Source organism: Rhizobium anhuiense, from assembly GCF_003985145.1.
GTDB classification, from domain to species: domain Bacteria; phylum Pseudomonadota; class Alphaproteobacteria; order Rhizobiales; family Rhizobiaceae; genus Rhizobium; species Rhizobium anhuiense.
On sequence record NZ_ML133535.1, the window covers coordinates 87,616 to 102,553 of the forward strand.

The 14,938-nt window shown below is 61.4% G+C and carries 9 protein-coding genes; 3 read left to right on the forward strand and 6 right to left on the reverse strand.

The features are described from left to right. Positions 1-156: 156 nt before the first annotated feature. Positions 157-1,545 (reverse strand): M20/M25/M40 family metallo-hydrolase, encoded by a 1,389-nt coding sequence (locus EEQ99_RS27710; RefSeq protein WP_127431381.1) that lies wholly within the window; start codon positions 1,543-1,545, stop codon positions 157-159. A 213-nt stretch (positions 1,546-1,758) separates the two neighbouring features. Between EEQ99_RS27710 and EEQ99_RS27715 the strand changes: the two genes are divergently transcribed. After that, a complete protein-coding gene (locus EEQ99_RS27715; protein ID WP_028755687.1) occupies positions 1,759-4,143 on the forward strand; it encodes a bifunctional diguanylate cyclase/phosphodiesterase in 2,385 nt (794 codons plus the stop codon). A 6-nt stretch (positions 4,144-4,149) separates the two neighbouring features. On the opposite strand, the gene EEQ99_RS27720 is transcribed toward EEQ99_RS27715, so the two are convergent. Beyond that, the gene (locus EEQ99_RS27720; protein WP_127431382.1) at positions 4,150-4,566 is read right to left on the reverse strand and encodes a MarR family winged helix-turn-helix transcriptional regulator; all 417 of its coding nucleotides are present in this window, start codon (positions 4,564-4,566) and stop codon (positions 4,150-4,152) included. A gap of 428 nt (positions 4,567-4,994) precedes the next feature. Between EEQ99_RS27720 and polA the strand changes: the two genes are divergently transcribed. After that, a complete protein-coding gene (gene polA / locus EEQ99_RS27725) occupies positions 4,995-7,994 on the forward strand; it encodes a DNA polymerase I (RefSeq protein ID WP_028755689.1) in 3,000 nt (999 codons plus the stop codon). 273 nt (positions 7,995-8,267) lie between these two features. Beyond that, the gene (locus EEQ99_RS27730) at positions 8,268-10,610 is read left to right on the forward strand and encodes a DNA translocase FtsK (protein WP_127431383.1); all 2,343 of its coding nucleotides are present in this window, start codon (positions 8,268-8,270) and stop codon (positions 10,608-10,610) included. A 60-nt stretch (positions 10,611-10,670) separates the two neighbouring features. On the opposite strand, the gene EEQ99_RS27735 is transcribed toward EEQ99_RS27730, so the two are convergent. The 4 genes from EEQ99_RS27735 to EEQ99_RS27750 form a co-directional block, all read right to left on the reverse strand. Further along, positions 10,671-11,459, reverse strand: coding sequence for an ABC transporter permease (locus tag EEQ99_RS27735; protein WP_028755691.1), 789 nt, complete (start codon positions 11,457-11,459; stop codon positions 10,671-10,673). 1 nt (position 11,460) lies between these two features. After that, positions 11,461-12,630 (reverse strand): ABC transporter permease, encoded by a 1,170-nt coding sequence (locus EEQ99_RS27740; protein ID WP_028755692.1) that lies wholly within the window; start codon positions 12,628-12,630, stop codon positions 11,461-11,463. Further along, complete coding sequence (locus EEQ99_RS27745) at positions 12,627-13,700, reverse strand: ABC transporter ATP-binding protein (RefSeq protein ID WP_127431384.1); 1,074 nt, start codon at positions 13,698-13,700, stop codon at positions 12,627-12,629. Before EEQ99_RS27745 ends, EEQ99_RS27740 begins: the two co-directional genes overlap by 4 nt. A gap of 110 nt (positions 13,701-13,810) precedes the next feature. Then, on the reverse strand, positions 13,811-14,860 hold the full coding sequence (locus tag EEQ99_RS27750) for an ABC transporter substrate-binding protein (RefSeq protein ID WP_028755694.1): 1,050 nt from the start codon (positions 14,858-14,860) through the stop codon (positions 13,811-13,813). Positions 14,861-14,938 lie beyond the last annotated feature (78 nt).

Consider the following 14,938-nt stretch of genomic DNA (forward strand, 5'->3'; position numbering starts at 1 on the left):
TTAACCTTTCGCGGGCAGTCTCATTGCAATACCGCTTTCTCCTTGACCACGGATGAACTGGCACTGAGATGAGCGGACGACGAAAGGCCGGTTCGAACCGGCCTTTTTGTTGTCGCGATTTTCGCATGGCGCATCCTGAAGGCGCGCCTTTCCCTCTCAGGCGGCGAGCGCCTGCAGGATCCGTACCCAGGAGCGGATGCCCTTGTGGTAGGAGACAAGCTCGTATTTCTCGTTCGGCGAATGGATGCGGTCGTCACTGAGGCCGAAGCCGACCAGCAGCGATTCCATGCCGAGCATCTTCTGGAAGTCCCCCACGATCGGGATCGACCCGCCCATGCCGATGACGATGGCGGGTTTCGGCCATTCGTCGGACAGCGCGTTCTTCGCCTCGGTCAGAACCGGCGAATCATAGGAAAGGTGGATCGCCGGCGAGCCCCCATGCGGATGGAACTCGACCGAGCAATCGGCGGGAATCTTCGTGCTGATATAGCTACGGAAAGCCCTGCGGATGGCGTCTGGATCCTGCGTGCCGACAAGCCGGAACGAAACCTTGGCCGAAGCCTTGGCGGCGATCACCGTCTTGAAGCCTTCGCCGGTATATCCGCCCCAGATGCCGTTGATTTCGGCGGTCGGCCGCGCCCAGGTGAGTTCCAGCACCGAACGGCCCTTTTCGCCGGACGGAATGGAAAGGCCGACTTCGCCGAGGAAGCTCTCCGCGGTCCTGCCGAGCGTCTCCCAGGACGCCTTGATATTGTCGGGTGTTTCCTCGACGCCGTCATAGAAGCCGTCGAGCGTGATGCGGCCTGTCGCGTCATGCAGGCCGGCAAGAGCCTCGACGAGAATATGGATCGGATTGGCCGCAGCGCCTCCGAACAGACCGGAATGCAGGTCGCGGTCGGCGGCCGTCACGATCACTTCCTCGCCGACGAGGCCACGCAATGCGGCGGCGATTGCCGGCGTGTCGCGGTCCCACATGCCGGTATCGCAGACGAGCGCATAATCGGCCTTGAGCTCGGCGGCATTGGCTTCGAGGAAGGGCTTCAGGGATGGCGAGCCGGATTCTTCCTCGCCCTCGAAGAGAATGGTGATGCGGCAGGGAAGCGCGCCGTTGATCTCCTTATAGGCGCGGCAGGCCTCGACGAAGGTCATCAACTGGCCTTTGTCGTCCGAGGTGCCGCGTCCGGTCAAAATCTTGCGACCCTCGCCGAGATCCTTGATCGACGGCTGGAACGGATCGTTTTCCCAGAGCTCGATCGGATCGACCGGCTGGACGTCGTAATGGCCGTAAAAGAGAACATGCGGTGCATCGGAAGCAGCGCCGGCATGGTGGGCGACCACCATCGGATGGCCAGGCGTGTCGCGCACCGAGGCCGTAAAGCCGAGCCCTTCAAGATAAGCGACGAGCCATTCCGCCGCCTTTCGGCATTCGGCCTTATAGGCGGGATCAGTGGAAATCGACTGGATGCGCAGAAGTTCGAATAGCTTGTCGAGGCTCGATGGAAGGTTCTGGTCCGCGCGCGCAAGCACCTGATTGATATCGGTCATTTTCGACTCCTTTTGAAATTCGGCCGGACGATAGACCAAACCAGAAAGGCAGGCGAGGCGGAAAAACAAAAAATCGGCGGCGCGAAAGACCGGCGGGGCATGGATCAATATCAGGAAGATTTACTGAATAATATAGAAGAGAATACTAATTCAATTTACGGTTATTTAGCATAACCTAAATAACCTGATCGAATTCAGCTGTGGGAGGGGCAGATGTTTTCGGTCATCGCATGTATTCGGGACAATCACGATTGGCGGCTGGTGATTGCGGCGGCAGCGGTCTGTCTGGTCGGCGCGATGGCGGCGATGCTGCCGCTTTCCCGCGCCCAGGAATGCGATGCCGGGCGGCGCAAACTCTGGATTGGCGCCTCGGCATTTGCTTTCGGCACCGGCGTATGGGCAACGCACTTCATTGCGATGCTGGCTTATGACGGCGGCATGCCGATCGGCTACCAACTGGGCCTGACGGCGCTTTCCTTCCTCTTGTCGGTTGCCGGTTCGTGGGCGGCGATCCTCGTCGCTTCGGAAAGCCGCGGCAGGCTTTCTCGCGTGCGCGGCGGCGTTCTGATGGCGCTCGGCATCGCCTCCATGCACCTGACCGGCATGCAGGCGATCGAAACGCCGGCGGTAATCGTTTATGATCCCTTCATGACGCTGACTGCGGTTCTCGCAGGAGCGCTGTTGTCGAGCGCCGCCTTCCACGCTTTTTTCGAATTGAAGGGGCCGAGGCGGCTCCTCGCCTCGTCCATCACTTTCGTCCTCGCGATCTGCGCTCTCCATTTCATCTCGATGGCCAGCATCACCCTCGTACCGGATCCCGGCAAAGAGGTTCCGGCAACGGTGCTCGACGCCAGCCTGCTCGCCGCGATCGTCGTGGCGGCGGCGACGACGCTCATTCTGATTGCGCTCGCGGTGGTCTTTATCGAAAGCCACCTGACGGATCTGAGGGGGCTCGCGAATGCCTCGCAGGAAGGACTGCTGATCCTGCGGGAAGGCCGGATCATCGATGCCAATGAACGCTTTCAGGGGCTTTCCGGCTGGAAGCTTGCCGATCTTGCCGGCAAGGCGCCCTCGGCTGTTTTGACCGCTATTCAGGGGACTGGGCAGAACAAGCCAGGCGAAACGCTGCTCAACACCAGGAACGGCAAGGAGATTGCCGTCGAAGTGACCGCGAGCAGGATTGTTTATCGCGGACACAATTGCGAGGTGCTGGCGGTGCGCGATCTCACCGAGCGCAGGCAGGCCGAGGAGATGATCGAGCATCTCGCCCACCACGACGTGCTCACCGATCTGCCGAACAGGTCATTGTTCGATACCCGCATCCGGCAGGCGTTGCAGATGGCCGAACGAAAGAACAGCGAGGTTGCCCTCTTCTATCTCGACCTCGATCGCTTCAAAGCCGTCAACGATATCTTCGGTCATGCCGAAGGCGACCGCATTCTCGGCAAGGTCGCCTCGATCCTGCGCCGCGTGGCCGATGAGAGCGATACGATCGCCCGCCTCGGCGGCGATGAATTCGCCATCCTTCAGCCCGCCGGACAGCAGCCGGCAGCGGCGCAAAAGCTTGCGGCGGCGATACTCGACGAATTCGCCGCCGAGATGGACACGGCGCGTGACCCCACAGCCGTTGGTGTCAGCGTCGGCATCGCACTCTATCCGGCGGACGGCGCTGCTGCTGAAGAACTCTGCAACAATGCCGATATTGCACTTTACCGCGCCAAGCATGACGGTCGCGGCAAGGTCTGTTTCTTCGACGCGGAAATGGATAAGGCGGCACGGAACCGCCGCCAGATCGAAAGCGAACTGCGCCATGCGATCATCCGCAACCAGATCCATGTCAGCTATCAGCCGATCCTCGATGCGCTGAGCGGCGAGATTGGCGGCTATGAGGCCCTGATGCGCTGGAACCGGCCAGGTCACGGCTTGACCGAGCCCGATATCTTCATCCCGATCGCCGAGGAAAGCGGCTCGATCGTCCAACTCGGTGAATGGGTGTTGCAGCAGGCCTGCAGGGAGGCCGTGCGCTGGCCGCTGCCGTTGATGATCGCCGTCAATCTCTCGCCGGTGCAATTCATGCTGCCGAACCTCTGTGAGCGGATCGAGGCGATCCTCGCCGAAACCGGGCTTGCACCCAGCCGGCTGGAGCTCGAGATCACCGAGGCGGCCCTCATGCGCGATCGCGACCGGGTGATGACGATGTTGCTGCGGCTGCACAAGCTCGGCGTGCACATCGTCATGGATGATTTCGGCACCGGTTTTTCCTCGCTTTCCAACCTGCGTTCATTCCCTTTCGACAAGATCAAGGTCGACCGCAGCTTCACCGGCCTGCTGGAACATGATGCGGCGGCGCGCTCGATCGTGCGCGCCATCATTGGTCTTGGCCACAGCCTCGGCATGCCGGTGGTGACGGAGGGCGTGGAAACCGAAATGCAGCGCCGGATCGTCGTCGAGGAAGGCTGCGCGCAAGTACAGGGCCTTTTGCTTGGCAAGCCGGATATCGAACCGAGCGTCAAGCTTGCCGCCCACGAAAACGTCCTGACCGCGCAGATTGAAACCGGCGTGTTCTCGTTACGACACGCACACAGTGCTGGCGAATGAGCTTCTTCACAGCGCCTTGGCGTTTTCCAGAAGCCGGCGGATATATTCGAGCGTCAGCTCGCGCTCGAAGACCCGAAAACCTTTAAACAGCGCAAGGTCGGCCTCCCGCGCGATCTCGATCGCCTCGGCCTCCATGGCGCGGGTCTTCGGCGTCAGGAAGAGCAGTTGCGCCCGCCTGTCGGAGGGATGTGGACGGCGTTCGATCAATCCGTCGCGGACCATGCGCGAAAGCGTATTGGCCATGGTCGCCTGCTCGATATCGACCCGCTCGAGAAGCTGTTTCTGGGTCAGCCCGTCTTCGGCCCAGAGTTCCAGCAGAATGGGGAATTGGCCCGGAGAAAAACCCAGACCGACCGCGCGCTGGTGCAGCGAGCGGGCAAAACCCTTCGCCAGTTGGCTGGCAAGGTAGGCTCCCGAATCCATGCGGTTAAATCCCATGATTGCAAGTTAGGCTCAAAACCATGCTGGAGACAATGCAGCAAATCGCAGGCGATGCTTCATAAGATGCAAGCCGCGACGATAATTTCGAGTGGCTGGAAAAAACAAAAGTCGCCATGGCCTGGAGGTTGGCCATGGCGACTTTAAAGTGGGGACAAAGGCCCGGAGAGGGGGATAAGGCCTTTGTCCAAGCCTGACGCGGCGGGGGACAAGCCGGTAATCAGACCCGCGGCGCGATCAAGCGCCGGTGACATGGATTTGTGGCTGCGAATGTGGTTTTTCAAGGGAGAGCGATCGTTACAAATCGGTAACAGTTTGGTGAGCAGGAATAGACGGCGCTGCGCACGCTGAATCCTTTTTGCGCGCCGAACTTTATATGGACCTCGTCCAATGCCCGCGCTATCCATGCACGCATGAAAAAAGGCGATCACCTCTTCCTAATCGATGGTTCCGGATTCATCTTCCGGGCGTTTCATGCATTGCCACCGCTGACCCGCAAGACGGACGGCTTGCCGATCGGCGCCGTGTCCGGTTTCTGCAACATGCTGTGGAAGCTCTTGAGGGATGCACGCAATACCGATGTCGGCGTGACGCCGACACATCTTGCCGTCATCTTCGATTATTCTGCCAAGACGTTTCGCAAGGATCTCTACGACGCCTACAAGGCGAACCGCTCCGCCCCGCCGGAAGAGCTCATCCCGCAATTCGGCCTCATAAGAGAGGCGACCCGCGCCTTCAATCTGCCCTGCATCGAGACCCAAGGTTTTGAGGCCGACGACATCATCGCCACCTACGCCCGCCAGGCCGAGGCAGCAGGCGCCGATGTCACCATCGTCTCCTCCGACAAGGATCTGATGCAGCTCGTCAGCCCCAATGTCCATATGTATGACAGCATGAAGGACAAGCAGATCGGCATTCCCGATGTCATCGAAAAATGGGGCGTGCCGCCTGAAAAGATGATCGACCTGCAGGCGATGACCGGTGATTCGGTCGACAATGTCCCCGGCATTCCCGGCATCGGCCCGAAAACCGCCGCCCAGCTCCTCGAGGAATACGGCGATCTCGACACGCTGCTCGAGCGCGCCACCGAGATCAAGCAGGTCAAGCGCCGCGAGACGATCCTCGCCAATATCGACATGGCCAAGCTCTCGCGCGACCTCGTGCGGTTGCGCACCGACGTGCCGCTGGATCTCGATCTCGACGCGCTGGTGCTCGAGCCGCAGAATGGCCCGAAGCTGATCGGCTTCCTCAAGACGATGGAATTCACCACCCTGACGCGCCGGGTCGCCGAAGCCTGCGATTGCGATGCCAGCAGCATCGAACCGGCGGTCGTCCACATCGAATGGGGCGAGGCGGCCCACGGCCCCGATCTCAGTGCGGCGGAACCCGAACCCGTTGCCGGCGGGATCCCCGAAGTCTCGGGCGAATCCGTGCCGGTGCCGCCGCGCGCCAAGGCGAAGGCTGTCGTCGAAGGCGCCTTTTCGCCCGCCGATCTTGCCAAGGCGCGGGCTGAGGCCTTTGCGACGCTGCCCTTCGATCATACGGCCTATGTGACGATCCGCGACCTGGCGACGCTCGACCGGTGGATCGCCGATGCGCGCGCGACCGGCCTCGTTGCTTTCGATACCGAGACGACCTCGCTCGATGCGATGCAGGCCGAGCTCGTCGGCTTCTCGATGGCGATCGCCGACAATACGGCCGATCCCACCGGCACGAAGATCCGCGCCGCCTATGTGCCGCTCGTCCACAAGAACGGCGTCGGCGATCTGCTCGGCGGCGGCCTTGCCGAAAACCAGATCCCCATGCGCGATGCCCTGCCGCGGCTGAAGGCTTTGCTGGAGGACGAATCGGTTCTCAAGGTCGCCCAGAACCTGAAATACGATTACCTGCTGATGAAGCGCTACGGCATCGAGACCCGGAGTTTCGATGATACGATGCTGATCTCCTACGTGCTCGACGCCGGCACCGGCGCGCATGGCATGGATCCGCTCTCGGAAAAATTCCTCGGCCATACTCCGATCCCCTACAAGGACGTGGCCGGCAGCGGCAAGGCGAACGTCACCTTCGATCTGGTCGCCATCGACCGCGCCACCCATTATGCCGCCGAAGATGCCGACGTGACGCTGCGCCTCTGGCTGGTGCTGAAGCCCCGGCTGGCGGCGGCAGGGCTGACCAGCGTCTATGAGCGGCTGGAGCGACCGCTATTGCCGGTGCTGGCGCGCATGGAAGCGCGCGGCATCACCGTCGACCGGCAGATCCTGTCGCGCCTGTCCGGCGAGCTGGCCCAGGGGGCCGCGCGCCTCGAGGACGAGATCTACGTGCTGGCCGGCGAGCGTTTCAATATCGGCTCGCCGAAGCAGCTGGGCGACATCCTGTTCGGCAAGATGGGCCTTGCCGGCGGCAGCAAGACGAAAACCGGCCAATGGTCCACCTCCGCCCAGGTGCTCGAAGATCTGGCTGCCGCCGGTTTCGAGCTGCCGCGCAAGATCGTCGACTGGCGCCAGCTCACCAAGCTGAAATCGACCTACACCGACGCGCTCCCCGGCTATGTCCACCCTGAGACCAAGCGGGTGCATACCTCCTATTCGCTGGCATCGACGACGACGGGGCGCTTGTCGTCCTCTGAGCCGAACCTGCAGAACATTCCCGTGCGCACCGCCGAAGGCCGGAAGATCCGCACCGCCTTCATCTCGACGCCCGGCCACAAGCTGATCTCTGCCGACTACAGCCAGATCGAGCTGCGCGTGCTTGCCCATGTGGCCGAAATCCCGCAGCTGACCAAAGCCTTCGAGGACGGCGTCGACATCCACGCCATGACGGCGTCGGAAATGTTCGGCGTGCCGGTCGAAGGCATGCCGGGCGAGGTCCGTCGTCGCGCCAAGGCGATCAATTTCGGCATCATCTACGGCATCTCGGCCTTCGGCCTTGCCAATCAGCTTTCGATCGAGCGTTCGGAAGCCGGCGACTACATCAAGAAATATTTCGAGCGTTTCCCCGGCATCCGCGACTATATGGAAAGCCGAAAGGCCATGGCGCGCGATAAGGGTTATGTCGAGACGATCTTCGGCCGCCGCATCAACTATCCGGAAATCCGCTCGTCCAATCCGTCCGTGCGCGCCTTCAACGAGCGTGCGGCGATCAACGCGCCGATCCAGGGCTCGGCTGCCGACGTCATCCGCCGGGCGATGATCAGGATGGAGCCGGCGCTTGCCGAAGTCGGCCTTGGCGATCGCGTCCGCATGCTGCTGCAGGTGCATGACGAACTCATCTTCGAGGTCGAGGATGACGATGTCGAAAAGGCGATGCCGGTCATCGTCTCGGTCATGGAAAACGCCACCATGCCGGCGCTCGAAATGCGCGTGCCGCTGAGGGTCGATGCGCGCGCCGCCACCAATTGGGACGAGGCGCACTAATGCATGTCGCCCAAAAGTGCGCGGCGGTTTTGGGACAACGACATGCATCAAACAAAGACCCGAAGCACGTCGCATCAATCAGATTCGACGCGACGCGCTTAGCCACCTCTTCAAAATTGGCAAAGATTTTTCCGCTTAGCGCAAGCCATTGAAAGTGCAGCAATTTGCCACCAGGAGCCGTGTCGGAACGGTACGGAAGGAAGGAACTTATTAACCTTCCTTTTCTATCCCGGTAGGGTCGTAATTTGCCAAGCATGAGTGAGTAGCGGACGCATGCGTTTTCCCAGAACCAATTTGACGGACGCCGGGGACTTTTCCAGCGGGATTGAAACTGAGCTTCCGGAGGAAAATCCAGGAGAAAAGCCGGCAGCGCCCATTTGGCAGAGCAATTTTTCCCTCGCGCCGAATGTTCGTTTCACCCGCACGCCGGAAACGCTGATCAGCAAACGGCGCGCGCCGAATGAGCCCGGTCGCGATGATTCGCAGCTTGCACAGCAGGCGATACGGATAGAGCCGGTTGCCGTCGACGTGCCGTTCGATATCTATCTGCCGGAGCCGGAGGAAATTTCCACGGCACCCGACATGGTCGAACTGCAGCAGGCACCGTTGCCTGATGAGGTCCGCGCGCCTGCCTTCCGCGCCACCGCTGAGCTTTCCTCCATTTCGGATTTCGCCTTCTGGGAAGTCATGGCCTTCGAAGAGGCCGAGCCGGTTCGCGCGCCCCCCGTGATCTCGTTCCCGAAGGCTGAGGCCACGCCCGAATCGATCACTTCGCTGTTCAAGATCATGGAATGGCGCCCCGGCCGGCCGGCTGTCGCTCCCGTGCCCTCCCGCCCGGTCTCGCCGCCCGCTGCGATGTCCGCAAAGGTCGCCGTGCGTCCTCCGGCCGCCCCATCCCTGCAAAAGCCGAGGCGCATTATTGTCGAGGCGCCGGTCGTGCAGGCTCAGATTGCACCCGCACCCCAGGTCACGCCAGCCCCTCAAATTGCATCAGCCCCTCCGGCAGCGCCCGCGCCGCAGCGTACGCCGCCTGTGGCTGCGGTTCTACCGTCGCCGCGTCTGGCCGTGAGGCCCGAAAGGGTCGACGCATCCGGCTACGAATTCCCGCCGCGCGCCCTGCTGCAGGAACCGCCGGAACGCCTCGGCGAGATCATGTCGCAGGAGACGCTGGAGCAGAATGCCGGGCTCTTGGAAAGCGTGCTGGAAGATTTCGGCATCAAGGGCGAGATCATCCATGTCCGTCCCGGCCCCGTCGTCACCCTCTATGAATTCGAGCCGGCGCCAGGCGTGAAGTCGTCGCGCGTCATCGGACTGGCCGACGATATCGCCCGCTCGATGTCGGCGCTCTCGGCCCGTGTCGCCGTCGTCCCCGGACGCAACGTCATCGGCATCGAATTGCCGAATGTGACACGTGAAACCGTTTATTTCCGCGAGATGATCGAAAGCCAGGATTTCGAGAAGAGCGGTTACAAGCTGGCGCTCGGCCTCGGCAAGACGATCGGCGGCGAGCCGGTGATTGCCGAGCTCGCCAAGATGCCGCATCTGCTTGTTGCCGGCACCACCGGCTCGGGCAAGTCGGTCGCCATCAACACGATGATCCTGTCGCTGCTCTATCGCATGACGCCGGAACAGTGCCGCCTGATCATGGTCGACCCGAAGATGCTCGAACTCTCCGTCTATGACGGCATCCCGCATCTGCTGACGCCCGTCGTCACCGATCCGAAGAAGGCGGTGATGGCGCTGAAATGGGCCGTGCGCGAAATGGAGGAGCGCTACCGCAAGATGTCGCGCCTCGGCGTGCGCAATATCGACGGTTACAACGACCGCGTGGCGCAGGCCCGCGAAAAGGGCGAGACCATCCACGTCATGGTCCAGGTCGGCTTCGACAAGGGCACCGGTGCTCCGATCGAGGAAAGCCAGGCGCTGGACCTGACGCCGATGCCCTATATCGTCGTCATCGTCGACGAAATGGCTGACCTGATGATGGTCGCCGGCAAGGACATCGAAGGCGCGATCCAGCGCCTCGCCCAGATGGCCCGCGCCGCCGGCATCCATCTGATCATGGCCACACAGCGCCCATCGGTCGATGTCATCACCGGCACGATCAAGGCAAACTTCCCGACCCGCATTTCCTTCCAGGTGACCTCGAAGATCGACAGCCGCACCATCCTCGGCGAACAGGGCGCCGAACAACTGCTCGGTCAGGGCGATATGCTGCACATGCAGGGCGGCGGGCGCATTTCCCGCGTCCACGGTCCCTTCGTTTCGGATTTGGAGGTCGAAAAGGTCGTCGCCCATCTGAAAACACAGGGGCGCCCCGAATATCTCGACACCGTCACCGCCGACGAGGAGGACGAGACGGAAGAGGAGGAAGCCGGCGCCGTTTTCGACAAGAGCGCCATGGCCTCCGAGGATGGCAACGAACTCTACGAGCAGGCGGTCAAGGTCGTCATGCGCGACAAGAAATGCTCCACCTCCTACATCCAGCGCCGCCTCGGCATCGGTTATAACCGCGCCGCCTCATTGGTGGAACGCATGGAAAAGGAAGGCCTCGTCGGCCCGGCCAACCACGTCGGCAAGCGCGAGATCGTTTCTGGGCGGGGCGACGGGGATTGATCGGCAGGAGCCGCGCCATCGCGGCTCAGCGTGAGGGCGCGGCATTCCAGTGGCCGAACATCACCCCGCGACTGCGGAACGGGCGGCGCGTTTGTGCACGATGGCAAGCAGGCCTCCGAGAAAGATCGTTCCGAGGATGAAGAGAAATGCCGCGGCAACGATGGCCGGGCTGATGTTTTCGCGAATGGACGAGAACATCTGGCGCGCGAGCGTCAACTGGTTTGGGCCGGCGACAAACAGGGTCAGCACGACTTCATCAAGCGAGGTGGCAAAAGCAAGCACCGCGCCCGACAGTACACCCGGTATGGCGAGCGGCAGCGTTATTTTCCAGAAGACCTTTGCTGGAGAAGCGCCCAGGCTCGTCGCCGCCCGTTCGACTCGATAGTCGATGCCGTCAAGCGACGCGGTGATGCTGATCAGCACGAAAGGTACGGCGACAACCGTATGCGCTATGATGACGGCCGCAAAGGTGTTCGGAAATCCGAGCTTGGCAAACAGAATTTGAAGCCCGACTCCGAGCACGACCGCCGGAACGACCATCGGCAGAAGGAACATTGTCCGCAGTGTAGAGCCGAAGACAATGCGCCTGCGCAATGCAAGTGAGGCCAGCATGCCGAGCACGGTTGAAAGCAGTGTGGTCCCCGTGCCGATCAGCAAGCTGTTGACGATGGACCGCCGCCAGGCGTCCGCGTTTGCGAGTTCCGCAAACCAGCGGGTCGAAAAAGAAGGGATGGGATAGGACAGGAAACTGCTGGAGGTAAATGCGATCGGAAGGATCGCCAAAAGCGGGGCCAGCAGAAAAATCACCGTTGCCGCACCATACAGAAATTTAAGCAAACGAACTGTCATGTCAGGCACCTGCCGTCTTCGTTGAGAGCCGGCCATAGACGCCGTAGAACACGATGGTCGCGGCGAGCAGCACGATGCCGAGCGCGCCGGCCATCCCCCAATTGGCGGAGCCGGTGGCATAGAAGGCAATCACCGAACTGATCATCTGGTCTTTGGGCCCGCCGATGAGCGCCGGCGTGATGTAGTAACCGAGGGCTGCCATGAAGACGAGCAGTCCACCGGAAGCGATACCGCGCAATGTCAGAGGCAACAGGATTTGCAGGAAGGCCCGGATCGGCCGCGCGCCGAGAGAGGCTGCCGCCGGCATGAGATTTCGGGGGATTGCGATGAGGACACTGTAGATCGGCAGGACCATGAAGGGCAGCAGAACATGCGTCATGGCGATAATGACGCCCGTTCGGTTGAAGAGAAGCGGCAACGGGTCGCTGAAGAGGCCGAGCGACATGAGGAAGGAATTGATAAGTCCCTTGTCCTGCAGGAGGATGTACCAAGCCGCGGTGCGCACCAGCAACGACGTCCATAGCGGCAGGAGCACCGCGACAAGGAGGAGCTGTCGCCGCCAGCCGCTGGAGGCTGCGATCAGCATCGCATATGGCAGGCCGATGAGGCATGTTGCCACGGTCACGACAGCAGCCACAGTGAATGTTCTGAGAAGAATCGCCTGATTGGCCGACTCCCCGGCCGGCATCGCCACGATCGCTCCCGATGCGTCATGCTGAAGATCGACTGCGGCTAGGAGATTGCGATCGGTATAAGGATAGGTCGCCTCGGCAATGGCCCGCCAGAACGAGGGATCGTTCCATCGTGAGTCCACCTCTCCAAGTTTTGTCGGTTCGGCGCTGCCTTCCACGGCGGCGACGGTCTTTCGCATCAGCGTGCGGAAGCCCGGCTGGGCGCTGTTAAGTCTTCGAACCACCTCGCCCAGATTCTGATCGTCGTCGATCGATTTCAGGTCTTCGACAAGCGCAATCTGCATCTCGTCGGAGGACTCGGAATTACGGTTCCAGGCGGAGATCGCGGCCGTCGTCCGGGGCAGGTTTTGGCTGACGACCGGATCGGACACCGCCTGCTCAAGCACCGTCAGAAGTGGCCAGATGAAGAAGACACCCAGGAACAGAGTAAGAGGAAGGACAAGAGCGAAGGTGCCGATGCTTTGACGGAACGGACTCATGCCGCAATCACCCAACAATCGTCCGGTGCGAAATGAGCCACCACATCGGCGCCCGCTGCCCACTCCGCCGATCGCCTGTCGGTCCGGACTATGAAGCGGAAGGCATCGTGGTCAAGCTGCACCCGCAGGTGATCGCCCTGGTACACGCTGTCGAGTATTTTCGTCGGCAAGGCATTCGTCGCAGACCCAGTCCCGCGGGCCGCAAGAGAAATCCGCTCAGGACGGACCGAAATATGGACGCGGGTTCCGACGGAGAGGGAGCCGCTGCCCGATACGATCAGATGCCGCCCATCGGCGAGCTCGACCGAGGCCCCGGTTTTTCCCGTCGCCGTCACCGTTCCTTCTATCAGATTGGTTTCGCCGACGAATTCGGCGACGACGCGCGTTTGCGGGCGATCATAAATATCGCGCGGCGAGCCGATCTGCTCGATGTTCCCATGATTGAAGACTGCAATCCGATCGGACATGGTAAGCGCCTCGGCCTGATCGTGGGTCACGAACACCACGGTCAGCTCCAGCCGCTTGTGCAGCGCGCGGATGTCGAGTTGCATCTGTTCCCGCAACTGTTTGTCAAGCGCCCCCAGCGGCTCGTCCATCAGCACAACGGCCGGCTCGAACACCAGAGCGCGGGCAAGTGCCACACGCTGCTGCTGACCACCGGAAAGCTGGGCCGGCTTTCGGTTGCTCATTGCAGACAGTTGCACCATGTCGAGCGCCCGTTTTACTCGACCTTCGATCTCGCTGCGTCCGATACCGCGCATCTTCAGCGGAAAGGCGATGTTGTCGGCAACCGACATATGCGGAAAGAGCGCATAGTTCTGGAAGACGACGCCCATTTCGCGCCGATACGGTGGCAGATGGTCGATACGGCGGCCGTCGAGAAAGATGCTGCCACCGGTGGGGTTTTCGAAACCCGCCGCCATCATCAGCAAGGTTGTCTTGCCGGAACCCGACGGTCCGAGAAGGCTGACGAATTCGCCCCTCTCGATGTCGAGCGACAGGTCTTTGACGACCTGAAGCGTGCCAAAGGATTTGGAGACTCTTTCAAAGCGTATGCGCGGCGTAGCCACGGCGGCCCTCCGTTCGGATTGTCTGTTCTCAAGGAGACGAAGTGACGAGGATAGGCGGAAGCCCCCATGGATCCTCGGCAGGAGCGATCCGTGGGGGCGATATCGTGCCGCTACTGTGCCAGCCAGGCGTCAAATCTTTTGGTCAGCGCTTCCGAATTGTCGATCCAGAAGTCCGTATCAAGGCTGACGGCTCCCTGCATGTTGGCCGGGGTCGTCGGCAGGTCGGCCAGTTGATCGGGCGGCAGGGTCTTGCCGGCTTCGGTGTTCGTGAGGCCGTAGGCGATATATTGCGGCAGCTTTGCCTGATTTTCCGACTTGCTAGCGAAGGCAACAAAGTCAAAGGCCGCATCCTTGTTTTCAGCGCCCTTCAGGACGACCCAACTGTCGACGGCGTAGATGCTGCCCGGCCAGACAACCTTGAACTTCCTGCCTTCCGAGCGGTTGATGCCGGTGATGCGGCCGTTATACGCGCTGGTCATGGCAACCTCGCCGGAGGCAAGCAGTTGCAGTGGCTGGGCGCCCGAGGTCCACCAGACCAGGCTCGGCTTCAATGCGTCGAGCTTGGCAAAAGCACGGTCGATGCCTTCCGGCGTCGCCAGGACCTCGTAAACCTTATCGGCCGGCACGCCATCGGCCATCAGCGCGGATTCGAGTGTGTATTTCGGCCCCTTGCGCAGGGCGCGCTTGCCGGGGAATTTCTTCACGTCCCAGAAGTCGGCCCAGGATTCCGGGCCCTTGGCAATCTTTGCGCCGTCATAGGCGATCGCAGTCGACCAGACGATGGAGCCGACGCCGCAATCGCTTACGGCGGAAGGGAGGAATGCATCCTTGCCGCCGAGCTTGCTCCAGTCCACCTTTTCAAAAAGACCGTCGGCACAGCCGAGCGCAAGCTCATCCGCCTCGACCTCCACCGCATCCCAGGAAGGATTGCCAGCCTTGACCTTCGCCTGAAGGACACCGATGCCGCCATCCCAGGCCTCATCGAGCAGAGGCTTTCCGGTATCCTCGGCGAAGGGTTGGAAAAAAATCTTTCGTTGAGCATCCTGAAAGTTGCCGCCCCAGGAAGCTATGGTGAGGTCCCTGGCCACGCTCGGCCCCGTAGCAACCGCCAGTGACAGCAATCCCAGAGCTGCAATCGTCGACGTGTTCTTGAGTTTCATTCGCTTTCCCCTGTTTGTTGAGCATCTGCCCGATGCTTGGTTGACAACCACGATCTTCGGGATCGGTGGCGATCGCCG